The organism is Vogesella indigofera (genome assembly GCF_003633895.1).
Lineage (GTDB): Bacteria > Pseudomonadota > Gammaproteobacteria > Burkholderiales > Chromobacteriaceae > Vogesella > Vogesella indigofera.
In genome coordinates this window covers 14,221-31,951 of sequence record NZ_RBID01000018.1, presented here as the reverse complement: position 1 = coordinate 31,951, position 17,731 = coordinate 14,221, and the positions used below count along the sequence as shown (strand labels likewise).

The following is a 17,731-nucleotide window of genomic DNA, read 5'->3' as shown; positions in this document are numbered from 1 at the left end:
CCGGCAGCCCTCAAACCTAACCCCGCGTGACGCAAGGCATGCAACAAGAGTAAATCTGATGACTAACCTCGTAATGGATAGCTTCGCCGCCCTGTTTGAAGAGAGCCTGGCTCTGCAAGAAATGCGCGCCGGTGAAGTAATCACTGCTGAAGTCGTGTCCATCGACTCCAACTTCGTTACCGTTAACGCCGGTCTGAAGTCCGAGTCCCTGATCCCTGTTGAAGAATTCAAGGGTGACAATGGCCAGGTTGAAGTAGCAATTGGCGATTTCGTCACTGTTGCCATCGACTCCCTGGAAAACGGCTTTGGCGAAACCAAGCTGTCCCGCGAAAAAGCCAAGCGTCTGGCTGCGTGGATTGACCTGGAAGAGGCTCTGGAAGCTGGCAAGATCCTGTCTGGCGTGATCAGCGGTAAAGTCAAGGGTGGTCTGACCGTTATGGTTAACGGCATCCGCGCCTTCCTGCCGGGTTCGCTGGTAGATGTACGTCCGGTGAAAGACACCACTCCTTACGAAGGTAAGGAAGTTGAGTTCAAGGTTATCAAGCTGGATCGCAAGCGCAACAACGTGGTTGTTTCGCGCCGTGCGGTTCTGGAAGAAACCCTGGGCGAAGAGCGCAAGGCACTGCTGGAAACCCTGCGTGAAGGCCTGGTGGTTAAGGGTATCGTCAAGAACATCACCGACTACGGTGCGTTCGTTGACTTGGGCGGTATCGATGGCCTGCTGCACATCACCGACCTCGCATGGCGCCGTGTCAAGCACCCGTCCGAAGTACTGGCCGTTGGTGACGAAGTTGAAGCCAAGGTTCTCAAGTTCGACCAGGACAAGAACCGCGTTTCGCTGGGTCTCAAGCAGCTGGGCGAAGATCCGTGGGTGGGCCTGTCCCGCCGTTACCCTGCCGGCACCCGCCTGTTCGGCAAGGTAACCAACCTGACCGACTACGGTGGCTTTGTTGAAATCGAACAGGGTATCGAAGGTCTGGTTCACGTGTCCGAAATGGACTGGACCAACAAGAACGTACACCCATCCAAGGTAGTTCAGGTGGGCGACGAAGTTGAAGTCATGATCCTCGAGATCGACGAAGACCGTCGTCGTATCAGCTTGGGCATGAAGCAGTGCCAGGCCAACCCATGGAACGCCTTCGCTGACGACTTCAAGAAGGGTGACAAGATCAAGGGCGCCATCAAGTCGATCACCGACTTCGGCGTGTTCGTTGGTCTGCCAGGTGGCATCGACGGCCTGGTTCACCTGTCCGACCTGTCCTGGAACGAGACCGGCGAAGAAGCCGTTCGCCGCTTCAAGAAGGGCGACGAAGTTGATGCCGTGGTTATGTCCATCGACGTTGAGAAAGAGCGCATCTCCCTGGGTATCAAGCAGCTGGAAGGCGATCCGTTCAACAACTACGTTGCCATGAACGACAAGGGCGCGCTGGTTAAGGGCGTGGTGAAGTCTGCTGATGCCAAAGGCGCCGTGATCCAGCTGGATAGCGACGTTGAAGGTTACCTGCGTGCTTCCGAAGTGTCGCGTGACCGCGTTGAAGACATCCGCACCCACGTTAAAGAGGGTGACGAAGTTGAAACCGTGATCATCGCTGTTGACCGCAAGGCTCGCTCCATCAGCCTGTCGATCAAGGCGAAAGACATGCAGGAAGAGAAAGCCGCCATGGGCGCGATCTCTGCTGATGCCAGCGCGAACGTGTCTGCCGGTACTACCAGCCTGGGCGCCCTGCTCAAGGCTAAACTGTCCGGCGGCAACGAATAAGTGATGGATATGACCAAATCTGAGCTTATTGCGAGGCTTGCCGAGCGTTATCCTCAGTTGGTCGCCAAAGATGCTGAACTGGCCGTCAAAACCATTCTGGATGCGATGGCCGGCAGCCTGGCAAAAGGGCAGCGAATCGAGATTCGCGGCTTCGGTAGCTTCGATCTGAACTACCGTCCGCCGCGGGTTGGCCGCAACCCCAAGTCCGGCTCCAGCGTTGTCGTTCCTGAGAAATACGTGCCTCACTTCAAGGCAGGCAAAGAGCTGCGCGAACGCGTGGATCTTGCCCCGGGGGCTTCCGAGTAAGCTTCCGATGTGCCTGTCTGCAAAACGCTGCGGTTTACCGCAGCGTTTTTTTATTCCGCTTCCGGCTTGGGGGGGCGCACGCTTTCGTTTAAACTTGCGATAATTTTTGATCAGGCCGGAGTCGTTATGCGTTACCTCGTTCGCTTGCTGGAGCTGGTGCTGCTGGTGCTGCTGGTGGCGGTAACCGTGCAGAACAGTGCCATCGTCGAGTTCAAGCTGTTTTTTGGACAAAGCTGGAATGCGCCGCTGATCCTGCTGTTGCTGGTGTTCTTTGTTGCCGGTGTGCTGATTGCAATGCTGGCTACCTTTACCTATTCCCTGCGTGTCCGTCGCGAGCTGTCGCAGCTCAAGAAGGAATTGCGCTCCAGACAGGCCAGCAGCAGGGTGACCAAAGACCCGAGCGACGCGCTGGCTGACTGATTTGCTTCTGCCGTTTGCCGGCATTCCCGTACCGAGGTTGGATTTTGGATATTGATCTGTGGTGGCTGTTGCTGTTCCCGGCATTTTTCGGTCTGGGCTGGCTGGCCGCGCGCGTCGACATGCGCGCAGTACTGAAACAGGCGCGCGAAGTGCCGGCCGGTTTTTACAAGGGGCTGGACGCGCTGGTCGATGACAAGACCGATGTCGCCGCCCGCTCGCTGGCGGAAGTGGCACGCGCCCATCCGCAGGCACTGGAAGTGCAGCTGAGCCTGGGCAAGCTGTACCGCCGCCGCGGCGAAAACGACCGCGCCATCCGCCTGCACCAGCAGGTGCTGGAACTGCCCGATCTCAGCAACGAACAAAAGGCGCAGGTGCGTTTCGAGCTGTCGCAGGACTTTCACAAGGCCGGGCTGGTCGATCGCGCCGAGGAAATCCTGGTCAAGCTGCTGCCCAGCCAGACCATGGGCCGTGCCGCGCGCGAACAGCTGCTGAGCATCTACCAGCAGGACCGCGACTGGGAAAAGGCGGTCGCCACCGCGCGCGAGCTGCGCAGCGACGCGCACTCCTTCCAGCACGAGGTGGCGCAGTTTTTCTGCGAGCTGGCGCAGGGTGCGCTATACCAGTCCGACTACGACAAGGCGCGCGGCTACGTGCAGGAAGCGTTTGCGGCCAACCGCAAGTGCGTGCGCGCCAGCATCCTGCTCGGTGACATCGAGGTCGCCACCGGCCAGCCGGAAGCCGCCATCGCCGCCTGGCAGGCGATCGAGAAGCAGAACTACGAATACCTGGCGATGGTCGCCGAGCGCCTGTTCGACGCCTACGAGTCGCTGGGCAAGGCGGCGGAAGGCATTGCGCTGCTGCGTGGCTACCAGCGCACCTTTTCGCAGCTGGAACTGACCGACCTGCTGTACCAGAAGGTGGCCACCTACGAAGGCGAGGCCAAGGCACTGGAGGCGGTGCGCGAAGCGGTACACGCGCGGCCGAACCTGCTTGGCGTCTACCGCCTGGTGGAAGCACAGATGGACGAGCTGAGCCCGGAAGGGCGCATGGATGCCGAAGTGGCGCGCGCGCTGATCATGAAGCACGCGCAGCGCCTGACCGTGCACCGCTGCAAACGCTGCAATTTCCGCTCGCGGGCCTTCTTCTGGCACTGCCCGGCCTGCGGCGAGTGGGAGAGCTTCACCCCCAACCGCTCGGAAACCCATTGATTTCAAGCATTGAAGACTGGAACAACATGAATCCCTTGATGGCGCCTGGCCTTGCGGCCAACGTTACCTCGCCGGTGCTGGTGGCACTGGATTTTGCCACCGCCGATGCCGCGCTGGCCTTTGCCTCCCGTCTTGACCCGCTGCAGTGCCGGCTGAAGGTCGGCAAGGAGCTGTTTACCGCCGCCGGCCCGCAGCTGCTGCAGCAGTTGCAGGCGCGCGGCTTCCAGGTGTTCCTGGATCTGAAATTCCACGATATTCCCAACACCGTGGCGCACGCCTGCAAGATGGCGGCCGAAGCCGGGGTGTGGATGGTCAACGTGCACGCCTCCGGCGGCCGCCGCATGATGACCGCCGCCGCCGAGGCGCTGGCGCAGTACAGCCAGCGCCCGCTGCTGATCGCGGTCACGGTGCTGACCAGCATGGAGGCCAGCGATCTGGCCGAGATCGGCATCACCGTGCCGCCGCAGGAGCAGGTGCTGCGCCTGGCACGGCTGACGCGCGACAGCGGCCTGGACGGCGTGGTGTGCTCGGCGCAGGAAGCGCCATTGCTGAAGGCCGAACTGGGCCGCGACTTCAAGCTGGTGACGCCGGGCATCCGCCTCGCCGACAGCGCCGCCGATGACCAGCGCCGGGTGATGACGCCGGTGGCCGCGCTGCAGGCCGGCGCCGACTACCTGGTGATCGGCCGTCCGATCACCCAGGCCGCCGATCCGCTGGCCGCGCTGGCGGCGATCAATGCCGACATTCAATCCTATATGGCGACACAAGCATGAAAATTACCGTAATCGGATCGGGCTATGTCGGCCTGGTCACCGGCACCTGCCTCGCCGAAGTGGGCAACCATGTGCTGTGCCTGGACGTGGATCCGGCCAAGATCTCCATGCTGCAGGCTGGCGGCATCCCGATCTACGAGCCGGGGCTGGACGAGATGGTCAAGCGCAACGTCGCCGCCGGTCGCCTCAGCTTTACCACTGATGTCGCTGCGTCGGTGGCGTTTGGCGACATCCAGTTCATCGCCGTCGGTACGCCGCCGGACGAGGACGGCTCCGCCGACCTGCAGTATGTACTGGCCGCCGCGCGCAATATCGGCCAGCACATGAACGGTTACAAGGTCATCGTCGACAAGTCGACGGTGCCGGTCGGTACCGCCGACAAGGTCAACGCCGCGATCGCGGCAACGTTGGCCGCACGCGGGGTCGATATCGATTACAGCGTGGTGTCCAATCCGGAGTTCCTGAAAGAGGGCGCCGCGATCGAGGACTTCATGAAGCCGGACCGCATCGTGGTCGGCGCCGGGGACGAGCGTGCCATCGACATGATGCGCCGCCTGTACGAGCCGTTCCAGCGCAACCACGAGCGCATCCTGTTCATGGACGTGCGCTCCGCCGAGCTGACCAAGTACGCGGCCAACGCGATGCTGGCGACCCGCATCTCGTTCATGAACGAACTGGCCAACCTCGCGGAAACGCTGGGTGCCGACATCGAGCTGGTGCGCAAGGGCATCGGGTCCGATCCGCGTATCGGCTACCACTTCCTGTATCCGGGCACCGGCTACGGCGGTTCCTGCTTCCCGAAAGACGTGAAGGCGCTGGTGGCCACCGGCCGTGACAACGGCCACGCGATGCGCGTGCTGACCGCGGTGGAAGCCGCCAACGACGCGCAGAAGCTGCGACTGGTGGAAAAAGTGGTCGCCAAGTTTGGCGCCGACCTGAGTGGTCGCCGCTTCGCGCTGTGGGGGCTGGCGTTCAAGCCCAACACCGACGACATGCGCGAGGCGCCGAGCCGCGTGATCGTCGACGAGCTGACCCGCCGCGGCGCACAAGTGGTCGCCTTTGATCCGGTGGCGATGCACGAAGCGTCGCGCACCATGGCCGACATCGCCGGCTTTGCCTTTGCCGACGACATGATGAGCCCGCTGCACGGCGCCGATGCGCTGCTGATCGCCACCGAATGGAAGGCGTTCCGCAGCCCGGACTTTGCCGAGCTGAAACGCCTGCTGCTGCAGCCGCTGATTTTTGACGGCCGCAATATGTACGATCCGGCCTGGCTGCGCGCGCAGGGCTTCGAATACCACGCCATCGGCCGTTGAGGTGAGCATGAACCTGTTGAACACGCTGGGCCTCCCGCCCGCAACGTTGGCTGCACAGCTGGCCGCAGCCAAGGTGCTGGTGGTCGGCGACGTGATGCTGGACCGTTACTGGTTCGGCGATGTGAGCCGCATCTCGCCGGAGGCGCCGGTGCCGGTGGCCAAAATCAGCCGCATGGAAGAGCGTGCCGGCGGTGCGGCCAACGTGGCGCGCAATATCGCCAGCCTCGGTGGTCAGGCCACCATCCTGTCAGTGGTTGGCGACGACGAGGCCGCGACCGCGCTGGAGCGGCTGCTGGCCAATGACGGCATCCGTGCCTCGTTCAAGCGCGATGCCGGCATCGCCACCACGGTGAAACTGCGGGTGGTGGCGCGGCAGCAGCAGCTGATCCGCCTCGATTTCGAGGACGCGCCGAGCCATGAAATCCTCGCCGACAAGCTGGACGAGTACGCCGCCATCGTCGCCGAACACGACGTGGTGATCCTGTCCGACTACGGCAAGGGCGGCCTGACCCACGTCGCGCGCATGATCGCGCTGGCGCGTGAGGCCGGCAAGCCGGTGCTGATCGACCCGAAAGGCGACGACTACAGCAAGTACGCCGGCGCCACGCTGCTGACGCCCAACCGCAGCGAATTCAAGCAGGTCGCCGGCAGCTGGCAGACCGAGGCGCAACTGTCGGCCAAGGCCGAGGCGCTGCGTGCCGAGCTGGATCTGACCGCGCTGCTGGTGACACGCAGCGAAGAGGGCATGACGCTGTACCGTGCCGACGGCGCGGTGCACGAGCCGACACTGGCGCAGGAGGTATACGACGTGTCCGGTGCCGGCGATACCGTGATCGGCACCCTGGGCCTGATGCTGGCCGCAGGTCTGGCGCTGCCCGTGGCGATGCGGCTGGCCAACGCCGCCGCCGGTATCGTGGTGGCAAAGCTGGGCACCGCGGTGTGCCACCAGCGCGAACTGTTTGCACTGTGACTTGAAGCGAGGCGGCGATGACGGAGTGGGTGACGCAGGTAGTGCAGTTCTGGTTTGACGGCACGGACGAAGCGCAGCTGGCCACGAGCCGCAACGCTTGGTTCCGCAAGGATGCCGCCTTCGATGACGCCATCCGCCAGCGCTTCCTGCCGCTGTGGCAACGCATCGCCGCCGGCGAACTGCTGCCGGATCCGGCCGACGCGCACACGGTGCTGGCGTGGCTGATCGTGGCCGACCAGTTCTCGCGCAACCTGTTCCGTGGCGAGGCGCAGGCGTTTGCGCTGGATGCGCAGGCGCGGACGGTGGCCAAGGCGGCGCTGGCTGTCGGGCTGGAGCAGCAACTGCCGCCGGTGGCGCGCTGGTTCTTCTACCTGCCGCTGGAGCACAGTGAAGCGCTGGCCGACCAGGATGAATCCGTCCGCCGCTTTGAAAGCCTGCCGCCGGACAGCCCCGACCGCGCCGGTGTCGTCGACTACGCCGAAAAGCATCGGGCCATTATCGCCCGCTTTGGCCGTTTTCCCCACCGCAATGCCGCGCTGGGGCGCCCCTCTACCGCGGACGAGCTGCAGTTTCTGGCCCAGCCGGGCAGCTCGTTCTGACTTCCTAAAGGAAATGCTATGACCATCGTGGTGACCGGCGCTGCCGGCTTTATCGGCTCCAACATCGTCAAGGCGCTCAATGCGCGCGGCGAAACCGACATCATCGCCGTCGATAACCTCACCCGTGGCGACAAGTTCGCCAACCTGGTGGACTGCGAGATCAGTGACTACCTCGACAAGCAGGACTTCATCAGCCTGATCGGCAGTGGCGATTTCGACGGCGAGATCCGCGCCATCCTGCACCAGGGCGCCTGCTCCGACACCATGAACCACGACGGCAAGTACATGATGGAGAACAACTACCAGTACACGCTGGAGCTGTTCGAATTCTGCCAGGCGGAAGAAATCCCGTTCCTGTACGCCTCCAGCGCCGCCACCTACGGCAAGGGCAGCGTGTTCAAGGAAGAGCGCCAGCATGAAGGTCCGCTCAACGTCTACGGCTATTCCAAGTTCCTGTTCGACCAGGTGCTGCGCCGCCGCATGAAGGAAGGTCTCACCGCGCAAGTGGCCGGCTTCCGCTACTTCAACGTCTACGGCCCGCAGGAGCAGCACAAGGGGCGCATGGCGTCGGTGGCGTTCCACAACTTCAACCAGTACCGTGAATCCGGCAAGGTCAAGCTGTTCGGCGGCTACGACGGCTGGGACAACGGCAGCCAGAGCCGCGACTTCGTGTCGGTGGAGGACGTGGTCAACGTCAACCTGTTCTTCCTCGATAATCCGGACAAGTCCGGCATCTTCAACCTCGGCTCCGGCCGTGCGCAGCCGTTCAACGATGTGGCGGTGGCCACCGTCAACGCCTGCCGCCGCCACGAAGGCAAGCCGGCGCTGACGCTGGCCGAACTGGTGGAGCAGGGCATCCTGGAATACATCGAATTCCCGGAAGCGCTGAAGGGCAAGTACCAGAGCTTCACCCAGGCCGACATCGGCAAGCTGCGCGAAGCGGGCTACGACGCGCCGATGCTGACCGTGGAGCAGGGGGTCGACCGCTACGTGGACTGGCTGATCGCGCGCCAGGGCTGAGCCTTGCGCCTTGCCGCCCGCAAGCCCCGTCCCTGGACGGGGCTTTGTCGTTTGCGGCTGTCACGGTGCTGTCACGACACTGGGCTAGCGTGACGTCTTTCTGACGATACCGGAGGGGATTTCTTATGCGCCGTTCTCTTGCTGTGCTGTTTGCCGGGCTGGCCATGCCGGCGCTGGCCGCGCCGTTCACCCTGTTGCCGGTATCGCATCCGGCGCTGGCGGCGGTAGAACGCTACGAGGTCAGCGCACCGGCGCTGGCCTATCGCGGTGCCGATGCCGCGGCCTTCGCTGGCAGCCTGCCGCTGGCAGTGGGTTCGGCGCTGAGCTTCAAGGGTTATGAAAAAGGCAGTGCAGCGCTGGAATTCTGGGCGGTGACCGATCGCGGCCCGAATGCCGATTCGCCGGAGGTGCTGAACGGCGGCACGCGCTACGCCAGCAAGCTGTTCCCGGTGCCGGCCTTTGTGCCGACGGTGGTGCAGCTGCGTGTGTCGTTGGCGGAGGCCGCCACGGTTGGCCGCATGCTGCCGCTGCGCGAAGCCGGGCGCGCCATCAGCGGCCTGCCGCTGCCGCAGGGGGCGGTGGGCGCCAGTGGTGAAATCGGCCTCGATGAAAAGCTGCAGCCGCTGCCGTACGACACGCTGGGCTTCGATCCGGAGGGCATCGCCGCTGACAAGCAGGGCAACCTGTGGCTGGTGGACGAGTACGGCCCGTTCCTGGCCCGGGTCGATGCCGCCAGTGGCGAGATCCGGCAGCGCTATGCGCCGGGCAGCGGCCTGCCGGCCATCCTCGCCGCGCGGCAGCCCAACCGTGGCTTTGAGGGCGTCACCGTGACGCCGTCCGGCAAGGTGGTCGCCATCGTGCAGAGTACGCTGGATGTCGATGGTCGCACCCGCCATGGCGCGCGTTTCAGCCGCATCGTCGAGCTGGACCCGGCCAGCGGCACGGTGCGCCAGTTCGGCTATCCGGTGCCGGCGCACTACAACAAGGCCGGCGACATGAAGCTGGGCGACATCGTGGCGCTGTCCGACAGCCGCTTCGCGGTGATCGAGCAGGGCAAGGATCAGGACAAGCGTATGCACAATGACATCACGCTGATCGACCTCGCCACGGCCACGGCACTGGACGGCAAGACGCTGGCCGACGGCCGCGCGCTGGAATATGGCGATGACGCGATGCTGGCGGCGGCCGGCATCCAGCTGGCACGGCGGACACTGGCGCTGGACCTGCGCGCGCTGGGCTGGACCGCGGAAAAGGCGGAAGGGCTGACGCTGGTGGAGAACAACCAGCTGGCGCTGATCAACGACAACGATTTCGGCGTGCGCAGCGAGGTGCAGGGCAGTGCCGCCAAGCTGGCGCAGCTGCAGGTCGCCGCTGGCCAGCTGCAGAACCTGGCGGGCCAGCGCCAGGATGGCGTCCGCGTTGCCATCGCGCCCAATCGTGAGGCCACCGAGCTGTGGCTGATCACGCTGCAGAAGCCACTGCACGCGCTGCCCTGAGCGCGCCTCGGCGTGAACGCAAAAAACCCGTACCGCTGGTGCGGGTTTTTTTGCGGCTGCTGCCGGCGACATGGTGCATCTGGTTATATTCAAGGTAGCCAAAATTCCAAAAGCCACGCTGATGGCAAGTGCTTGATCCGTATCGTGATTATTGATGCTGCTGCGGCAGGCTTGGCCGCGGGGCGGCGACAGCGGGGTGCAAGCCGGTATAATGCGGCGCACTAGGAGACGCCAATGACCCTGCCCGTATTCAAACATCTCGAAGATTTCGTCGGTAACACCCCGCTGGTGCGCCTCAAGCGCCTGCCGGGCAACAGCAGCAACGTGGTGCTGGTCAAGCTGGAGGGCAACAACCCGGCCGGTTCGGTGAAGGACAGGCCGGCACTGTCGATGATCCGCCACGCCGAGGCGCGCGGCGAGATCAAGCCCGGTGACACCCTGATCGAGCCGACCAGCGGCAACACCGGCATCGCGCTGGCGATGGCGGCGACCATGATGGGTTACAAGATGATCCTGGTGATGCCGGAAAACTCCAGCCAGGAACGCATCGACACCATGCGCGCCTACGGCGCCGAGGTGATCCTGACGCCGAAGGCGGCGTCGATGCCCGGTGCCATCGACGAGGTGCGGCGCCTGGAGGCCGCCGGGGTTGGCCGCATCCTCGACCAGTTCGGCAACCCGGACAATCCGCTGGCGCACCTCGAGGGCACCGGGCCGGAGATCTGGCGCGACACCGCCGGCACGGTCACCCACTTCGTGTCCAGCATGGGCACCACCGGCACCATCATGGGCACCAGTGCCTACCTCAAGCAGCAGAATCCGGCGATCCGCATCATCGGCGTGCAGCCGCAGGTTGGCAGTCAGATCCCCGGCATTCGCAAGTGGGAAGACGAATACCTGCCCAAGATCTGCGATTTCTCGCGCATTGACGAGCTGCTGCTGGTCGACCAGCAGACCGCGGAAGACACCGCGCGCCAGCTGGCGCGCGAGGAGGGCATCCTCGCCGGGCCGTCGTCCGGCGGCGCGCTGGCGGTGGCGCTGCGTCTCAACCAGCAGCTGGAGAACGCGGTGATCGTGTCCATCGTCTGCGACCGTGGTGACCGCTACCTGTCCACCGGCCTGTTTTCCTGAGCCAACGTTGGCCGCACGCTGCGGCCAACCCTGAACCGAAGCGATTATGTCCCAACACGTTTTTTCGCCGCCGAGCGACGGCTCGATGAGCCCCAAGACCTGGTACCAGGCGGCCAGCCAGCAACCAGGCTTTATCCACGACGCGGCGCAGGCCGCCGCCATCGAGCGGCTGGACGAGCTGTGGCAGACGCTGGTGGAATTCAAGGACAAGCGCAACCGCTTCCTCGGCCGCAGCCTGCGCAAGCCGGAAGTGCCGCGCGGCCTGTATTTCTGGGGTGGCGTCGGCCGCGGCAAGAGCTTCCTGATGGATGCCTTCTTCGGCTGCGTGCCCTACAACCGCAAGCGCCGCGTGCACTTCCACCACTTCATGGCGGAAATCCACAAACAGCTGCGCACGGTGTCGAACGAGGCCGACCCGCTGAAAACGGTGGCGGCCCGCATCGCCCGCGACGTGCGCCTGCTGTGCTTTGACGAGTTCCACGTCAGCGACATCGCCGACGCGATGATCCTCGGCCGCCTGTTCGCTGCGCTGTTCGAGCAGGGCATCATCTGCGTGATGACTTCCAACTACCCGCCGGAAAACCTGTATCCGAACGGCCTGATGCGCAGCAACTTCCTGCCCACCATCGCCTTGCTGCAGCGGCATCTGGAGGTGATCAACGTCGATGGCGGCAACGACTACCGCCTGCGCGAGCTGACGCGCGAGCCGCTGTTCCATGTGCCGGCCGATGCTGACGCCGAGGCGAAGATGCAGGACATGTTCGAGCGGCTGGCCGGTGCCTCCGGCGAGCTGGAACACTCGCTGACGGTGCTGGGGCGCGACATCCCGCTCAAGCGCCATGCGCCGGGGGTGATCTGGTTCGATTTCCACGCCATCTGCGACGGACCGCGGGCGCAGACCGATTATCTGGAAATCGCCAGCGAATACCACACCGTGTTCGTATCCGATATTCCACAGCTGGCGGTGCGCGACGCGTCGATGGCGCGGCGTTTTACCTGGCTGGTGGACGTGTTCTACGACCATCGCGTCAAGCTGGTGGCGTCCTGTGCGGTGGCGCCGGAGCTGATCTACACCGAGGGGCCGCAGGCCAGCGAGTTTTTCCGTACCGCCAGCCGCCTCACCGAGATGCAGTCGCGCACCTATCTGGAGTTGCCGCACCTGGTGGACGACTTCAAGATCGCCGACGGCATTACCGAGACCTGAGCTGCGTTTGCCGCGCCCCATGAAAAAAGGTTGGCCGCAGTGTTGCGGCCAACCTTTTTACGTTGCGGGACGGTGTCTAGAGCATGTTTACGCTCTAGAGAGCGCTTAGCGCTGGCCGGCCGGAATCAGCAGCGGCTGGTAGCCGAGGGCGCGCAAGCGCTGCATCGCCTCTTCCGCCTCGGCACGGGTGCGGAACGGGCCCAGCTGGACGCGGGTTTCGGTGCGCGCGGTGATGCCGCGCTTTTTCAGGTCCGCCACCAGCTTCTCGGCATTGTCCGGGCTGGAGAACAGGCCCAGCTGCACCTGGTAGCCGAAGGAGCTGCCTTGCGGCGCGATGCCGGGTGTCGCGAGGCGTGGCGGCGTGACCGGTTTTTCGGCCAGTGGTACGCGGAAGGCGGGTGCGGGTGCCGGCGTGGTGGCGATGGCCGGGGCCGGCACGGTGCTGTCGCGGCGCGGTGCGACGGTGGTGACGCTCTTGCCCTTGTCGGCTGGCGGCGCCGTATTGGCGGCGATGGCCGGCGGGCGCGCTTGCTGCGTTTCGAGCTGGGGTGTCTGAATCTGCGGCGGGGTGAGGGGGGTGACGCCGGCCGGGCTGCCGGGCGCCGGTGCCAGCGGCGAGCTGCCGGCTGGCGCACTGGCGCTGACGGCAGCACTGGCCTCCAGCGGCGCGCTGCTGTCGATGGCGCTGAGGCTCAGCGAGGCGCTGTCGCTGCTGTCTTTCTGGATGATGCGGCCGGAGCTGATCGGGGTGCTGGCCGGGGTCGGCGGTGTCGCCGGTGGATTGAAACTGTCGATGATCGGTATCGCCGCCAGTGCCACCAGAACCAGGCCGCTGGCAATCGCAATCCGTTTCTTGATCTGGGGCGACAGCCCGCTATCGCCGCCGGGGGCGCGCTCTTGTGGCGTTGGATTCATCTCGGTTTACATTCTGTGCAGCAAACGCTGGTGAACACTGGTAAAATACCGGGTTCCTCAAAATTGGGTAACCCGTCAAGCTTGAAAATAGCTTGGCAAGTGTAACCATTTCGCTTGTAAACAGGGAGAATTTATATGGCAATCGAACGTACGCTGTCCATCATCAAGCCAGACGCAGTCGCCAAGAACGTTATCGGCAAGATCTACGACCGTTTTGAATCCGCCGGCCTGAAAGTCGTGGCCGCCAAGCTGAAGCAACTGTCGCGCGCCGAAGCCGAAGGCTTCTACGCCGTGCACAAAGAGCGTCCTTTCTTCAACGACCTGGTGAGCTTCATGATCTCCGGTCCGGTGATGATCCAGGCGCTGGAAGGCGAAAACGCCGTCCTGAAAAACCGCGAACTGATGGGCGCGACCGATCCGAAGAAAGCCGAAGCCGGTACCATCCGTGCCGATTTCGCTGATTCCATCGATGCCAACGCCGTTCACGGCTCCGACAGCCTCGAAAACGCCGCGATCGAAGTAGCCTACTTCTTCGCTGCAACCGAGATCTGCGCACGCTAAGCTGTACCCGGCGGCTGCCTGTGGCGGCCGCCATTTCCAGAGATTGACATGAAGACCAACCTGCTCGACTTCAACCTTCCCCAGCTCACCGACCACTTTGCCGCGATGGGCGAAAAGCCATTCCGCGCCAAGCAGATCATGCGCTGGATGCACCAGATGGGCGAAGCCGACTTCGACGCCATGACCGACATCGCCAAGAGCCTGCGTGCCAAGCTGCACGACTGCGCCATTGTCGGTGTGCCCGATCTGATGGTGTCGCAGGAATCGGAAGATGGTACCCGCAAGTGGCTGCTCGACGTCGGCACCGGCAACGGCGTCGAAACCGTGTTCATCCCCGAGGATGACCGCGGCACCTTGTGCATATCATCTCAGGTCGGCTGTGCGCTGGAGTGCACCTTCTGCTCCACCGGCCGTCAGGGCTTCAACCGCAACCTCAGCACCGCCGAGATCATCGGCCAGCTGTGGTGGGCGAACAAGGCGATGGGCGTGACGCCGAAGAACGAGCGCGTGGTGTCCAACGTGGTGATGATGGGCATGGGCGAGCCGCTGGCCAACTTCGACAACGTGGTGTCGGCGCTGCAGATCATGCTCGACGATCACGGCTACGGCCTGAGCCGCCGCCGCGTGACGGTGTCGACCTCCGGCATGGTGCCGCAGATGGACAGACTGAAAGAGGCCTGTCCGGTGGCGCTGGCGGTGAGCCTGCACGCTTCCAACGACCGCATCCGCGACGAGATCGTGCCGCTGAACAAGAAGTACCCGCTGAAAGAGCTGATGGCGGCCTGCCAGCGCTATCTGGTGAAGGCGCCGCGCGACTTCATCACCTTCGAGTACGTGATGCTTGACGGGGTCAACGACAGACCGGAACATGCGCGGGAGCTGATCGCGCTGGTGCGCGACGTACCGTGCAAGTTCAACCTGATTCCGTTCAACCCGTTCCCGAATTCCGGTTACGAGCGTTCCAGCAACAACGCGATCCGCAATTTCCGCGAAATCCTGCAGGAAGCCGGCTTCATCGTCACCGTGCGCAAGACGCGCGGCGACGACATCGACGCCGCCTGCGGCCAGCTGGCCGGCCAGGTGCAGGACAAGACCCGGCGCCAGGAAAAGTGGATACGCATCGCCGAGGAAAAAGACCAATGAAGCTAGCCCGTGTCGTCGTCCTGTTGGCCACCCTGCTGGCCAGTACGCTGACATTCGCCGACGGCGCCACCCCGCGCGAGCTGGCACAGACACGGGCCCTGTTGGCAATCGAGTACATGAAGATCGGCAACATGCGCGTGGCGCTGGAAAACGCCGATCAGTCCATCAAGTTTGATCCTACCTTTCAGGCCGGCTACCTCGCCCGCGCCCTGATCTACATGCAGCTGGGTGTCGACACCGAGGCGGAAGCCGCCTTCAACCGCGCGCTGAAGCTGGATGCGGCCAACCCCGAGGTCAACAATAATTTCGGCTGGTACCTGTGCAGCCGCGGTCGTTACGAAGAGGCGATCGCGCGTTTCGATCGCGCGCTGGCCGATCCGCTGTACCAGTCGCCGCAATCGGCGATGGTGAACAAGGCGGCCTGCCTGGTGCGCATGGACCAGCGCCCGCTGGCCAACCAGTGGCTGCTGGCCGCGCTGCGCCGCGCGCCGAATGACAGCGCCGCGTTGCGCGAACTGCTGAACTTGTCTTTGTTGGATAAAAATGTCACGCTGGCGACCTTTTATTACGAACGCCTGAAGTTTGACGAGCGTCGTATGTCGCCAGCGGAATTGATGATGGGGATTCGTCTGGCACGTTTAAAACAGGATCGGGCGATGGAGACACGCCTGGCCGATTATCTGAAAACGCGTTTTCCCGATACCGGGGAAGCCCAGATGTTGCTTAGCGGAAACTGAAAAAGCATGGAAGCGGATAACCAACAACAAGACAGCACTGCCGTGGCAATCGGGCAGGAATTGCGTGCTGCCCGCGAGGGCAAGGGCCTGAGCATCGGCGAGGTCGCCGATCGACTGAAATTGTCGGTCAAGCAGTTGAATGCCATCGAGCGTGGTGATTTCGCCAGCCTGCCAGGCGCGACCTTCGCCCGCGGCTTCGTGCGCAGCTATGCCCGTTACATGGAAATGAATGCCGATGCGCTGGTGGCGCGTCTGGACCAGTGTGTGCCGCTGGACACGCCGCCGGCAGCGCTGGTGCCGGTCAACGAAGCGCCGGCCAAGGCCTCGCTGGCCTTGCCTCTGTCGCTGGGCGCGCTGCTGGTTATCGCCGGCGGCTGGTTCCTGCTGCCGGGCGCGGCGGAGCCGGAAGTGCAGTCTTCGGTGCCGCTGGCACTGGTACCGACGGTGGCCGATCCCGACGCCAGCGCCTTGCAACCGACCACCTCCGACGTGGTGGCGGTCACTCCGCCGCTGGTGCCGGCCTCGGCGCCGCAGCCGGCCGCTCCGGCGGTGACGGTGCCGCTCGCCGTGGCCGCCTCGGCCCCAAGTGCCGCCGCGCCGGTTGCCGGGCAGGGCCGTATCGAATTGCGCGTGCGCCAGGAAGCCTGGGTGTCGATTACCGATGCCGACGGCAAGAAACTGGTATACGCCACGCTGGCCGCCAACGACAGCCGCCAGCTGCAGGGCCGGCCGCCATTCCGCGTGGTGATCGGCAATGCGGCCAACGCCGAGCTGGCCTATAACGGTCAGCCAATCGACCTTGGCAGCAAGATTCGCGGGACCACCGCCAAACTGGAACTGAACTAACACGCAGATGGACGCAACGATCAAACGCCGTCAAACCCAGCAGGTGGCCATTGGCCACGTGATGGTGGGTTCCGCGCACCCGGTGATGGTGCAGTCGATGACCAATACCGACACCGCCGATGCCGCTGCCACCGTGCAGCAGGTGCAGGCGCTGGCGCAGGCCGGCTCCGAGGTGGTGCGCATTACCGTCAACAGCCCGGAGGCCGCCGCCCGCGTGGCGGAAATCCGCCAGCGGCTGGACGACCTCGGTTGCGACGTGCCGCTGGTCGGCGACTTCCATTTTAACGGCGACCGTCTGCTGAAAGACTACCCTGACTGCGCGCGTGCGCTTGGCAAGTACCGCATCAACCCCGGCAACGTCGGCAAGGGTGCCAAGGGCGACGACAAGTTCGCGTTCATGATTCGCACTGCCATCGAGTACGACAAGCCGGTGCGCATCGGCGTCAACTGGGGCAGCCTGGACCAGGCGCTGCTGGCGCGGATGCTGGACGCCAATAATCATGCGGCCAACCCCAAGGCGCTGGATGTGGTGATGCGCGAGGCGCTGATCGTGTCGGCGCTGGAATCGGCCGACAAGGCGATGGAGCTGGGGCTGGCTTCCGACCGCATCCTGCTGTCGTGCAAGGTCAGCAACGTGCAGGACCTGATCACCGTGTATCGCGATCTGGGCAGTCGCTGCGATTTTCCGCTGCACCTGGGCCTGACCGAGGCCGGCATGGGCAGCAAGGGCATCGTCGCCTCCAGCGCGGCGCTGGCGGTGCTGCTGCAGGAAGGCATCGGCGATACCATCCGCATTTCGCTGACCCCGCAGCCGGGCGAGGCGCGCACCAAGGAAGTGGTGGTGGCGCAGGAGCTGCTGCAGACCATGGGCCTGCGCTCGTTCACGCCGCTGGTCACCGCCTGTCCCGGCTGTGGCCGCACCACCAGCACCTTTTTCCAGGAACTGGCGGACAGTATCCAGACCTACCTGCGCGAGCAGATGCCGATCTGGCGCCTGCAGTATCCGGGGGTGGAAGACATGAAGGTGGCGGTGATGGGCTGTGTGGTCAACGGCCCGGGCGAGTCCAAGCTCGCCGACATCGGCATCAGCCTGCCTGGCACCGGCGAAGTGCCGGTGGCGCCGGTATACGTCGACGGTCACAAGGACGTGACGCTGAAGGGCGATCACATCGCCACCGAGTTCAAGGCCATCGTCGATCAGTACGTGCAGACCCGTTATGGCGAGGGTGGTGCCAAGCGCCGCGAAGTGGTGGCGCGCACCATCCCGATCAAGTCCGTGTAGGGCTTGCGGCCAACCTTAGAATCGAATCCAGAGAATTTCGGAAGA

At 64.0% G+C, this 17,731-nt stretch carries 18 protein-coding genes; 17 read left to right on the top strand and 1 reads right to left on the bottom strand.

Features of this window, described 5'->3' with window-relative positions; translation table 11 throughout:
* Window positions 1-58 precede the first annotated feature (58 nt).
* From rpsA to zapE, 12 genes are all read left to right on the top strand, one after another.
* Entirely contained in the window at window positions 59-1,759 is a 1,701-nt protein-coding gene (gene rpsA, locus C8E02_RS14755; protein WP_120811973.1) for a 30S ribosomal protein S1, read from the top strand.
* A gap of 9 nt (window positions 1,760-1,768) precedes the next feature.
* Window positions 1,769-2,065, top strand: a complete 297-nt coding sequence (locus tag C8E02_RS14750) for an integration host factor subunit beta (RefSeq protein ID WP_047966245.1) — start codon at window positions 1,769-1,771, stop codon at window positions 2,063-2,065.
* A gap of 126 nt (window positions 2,066-2,191) precedes the next feature.
* The gene (locus C8E02_RS14745; protein WP_047966126.1) at window positions 2,192-2,485 is read left to right on the top strand and encodes a lipopolysaccharide assembly protein LapA domain-containing protein; all 294 of its coding nucleotides are present in this window, start codon (window positions 2,192-2,194) and stop codon (window positions 2,483-2,485) included.
* A gap of 44 nt (window positions 2,486-2,529) precedes the next feature.
* Window positions 2,530-3,693, top strand: coding sequence for a lipopolysaccharide assembly protein LapB (gene lapB, locus C8E02_RS14740; RefSeq protein WP_047966125.1), 1,164 nt, complete (start codon window positions 2,530-2,532; stop codon window positions 3,691-3,693).
* A gap of 26 nt (window positions 3,694-3,719) precedes the next feature.
* Window positions 3,720-4,466 carry an orotidine-5'-phosphate decarboxylase gene (gene pyrF / locus C8E02_RS14735; RefSeq protein ID WP_120811971.1) on the top strand — a complete coding sequence of 249 codons (747 nt, stop codon included), beginning with the start codon at window positions 3,720-3,722 and terminating at the stop codon, window positions 4,464-4,466.
* The gene (locus tag C8E02_RS14730) at window positions 4,463-5,782 is read left to right on the top strand and encodes a UDP-glucose dehydrogenase family protein (protein ID WP_120811968.1); all 1,320 of its coding nucleotides are present in this window, start codon (window positions 4,463-4,465) and stop codon (window positions 5,780-5,782) included. The genes pyrF and C8E02_RS14730 overlap by 4 nt, the downstream gene beginning before the upstream one ends.
* 7 nt (window positions 5,783-5,789) lie before the next feature.
* Window positions 5,790-6,752 (top strand): D-glycero-beta-D-manno-heptose-7-phosphate kinase, encoded by a 963-nt coding sequence (rfaE1, locus tag C8E02_RS14725; RefSeq protein WP_120812215.1) that lies wholly within the window; start codon window positions 5,790-5,792, stop codon window positions 6,750-6,752.
* A 17-nt stretch (window positions 6,753-6,769) separates the two neighbouring features.
* Window positions 6,770-7,351 (top strand): DUF924 family protein, encoded by a 582-nt coding sequence (locus C8E02_RS14720; protein WP_120811965.1) that lies wholly within the window; start codon window positions 6,770-6,772, stop codon window positions 7,349-7,351.
* A gap of 18 nt (window positions 7,352-7,369) precedes the next feature.
* The gene (gene rfaD, locus C8E02_RS14715) at window positions 7,370-8,371 is read left to right on the top strand and encodes an ADP-glyceromanno-heptose 6-epimerase (protein WP_120811963.1); all 1,002 of its coding nucleotides are present in this window, start codon (window positions 7,370-7,372) and stop codon (window positions 8,369-8,371) included.
* 125 nt (window positions 8,372-8,496) lie between these two features.
* Window positions 8,497-9,867 carry an esterase-like activity of phytase family protein gene (locus C8E02_RS14710; protein ID WP_120811960.1) on the top strand — a complete coding sequence of 457 codons (1,371 nt, stop codon included), beginning with the start codon at window positions 8,497-8,499 and terminating at the stop codon, window positions 9,865-9,867.
* A 234-nt stretch (window positions 9,868-10,101) separates the two neighbouring features.
* Entirely contained in the window at window positions 10,102-10,998 is an 897-nt protein-coding gene (cysM, locus tag C8E02_RS14705) for a cysteine synthase CysM (RefSeq protein ID WP_120811957.1), read from the top strand.
* Between the two features lie 46 nt (window positions 10,999-11,044).
* Entirely contained in the window at window positions 11,045-12,202 is a 1,158-nt protein-coding gene (zapE, locus tag C8E02_RS14700; RefSeq protein ID WP_245961168.1) for a cell division protein ZapE, read from the top strand.
* Between the two features lie 105 nt (window positions 12,203-12,307).
* On the opposite strand, the gene C8E02_RS14695 is transcribed toward zapE, so the two are convergent.
* A complete protein-coding gene (locus C8E02_RS14695; RefSeq protein ID WP_120811952.1) occupies window positions 12,308-13,117 on the bottom strand; it encodes an SPOR domain-containing protein in 810 nt (269 codons plus the stop codon).
* 135 nt (window positions 13,118-13,252) lie between these two features.
* Here C8E02_RS14695 and ndk point away from each other — a divergent pair, with 135 nt between their 5' ends.
* The 5 genes from ndk to ispG are packed head-to-tail and all read left to right on the top strand — an operon-like array spanning window position 13,253 to window position 17,686.
* Entirely contained in the window at window positions 13,253-13,678 is a 426-nt protein-coding gene (ndk, locus tag C8E02_RS14690) for a nucleoside-diphosphate kinase (RefSeq protein WP_047966118.1), read from the top strand.
* 48 nt (window positions 13,679-13,726) lie between these two features.
* Window positions 13,727-14,821, top strand: a complete 1,095-nt coding sequence (rlmN, locus tag C8E02_RS14685; RefSeq protein WP_047966117.1) for a dual-specificity RNA methyltransferase RlmN — start codon at window positions 13,727-13,729, stop codon at window positions 14,819-14,821.
* 23 nt (window positions 14,822-14,844) lie between these two features.
* Window positions 14,845-15,558, top strand: coding sequence for a type IV pilus biogenesis/stability protein PilW (gene pilW, locus C8E02_RS14680; protein WP_053068059.1), 714 nt, complete (start codon window positions 14,845-14,847; stop codon window positions 15,556-15,558).
* Between the two features lie 6 nt (window positions 15,559-15,564).
* Window positions 15,565-16,404 carry a RodZ domain-containing protein gene (locus tag C8E02_RS14675; RefSeq protein WP_120811950.1) on the top strand — a complete coding sequence of 280 codons (840 nt, stop codon included), beginning with the start codon at window positions 15,565-15,567 and terminating at the stop codon, window positions 16,402-16,404.
* A 7-nt stretch (window positions 16,405-16,411) separates the two neighbouring features.
* Window positions 16,412-17,686 carry a flavodoxin-dependent (E)-4-hydroxy-3-methylbut-2-enyl-diphosphate synthase gene (gene ispG / locus C8E02_RS14670; protein ID WP_120811947.1) on the top strand — a complete coding sequence of 425 codons (1,275 nt, stop codon included), beginning with the start codon at window positions 16,412-16,414 and terminating at the stop codon, window positions 17,684-17,686.
* Window positions 17,687-17,731: the final 45 nt, after the last annotated feature.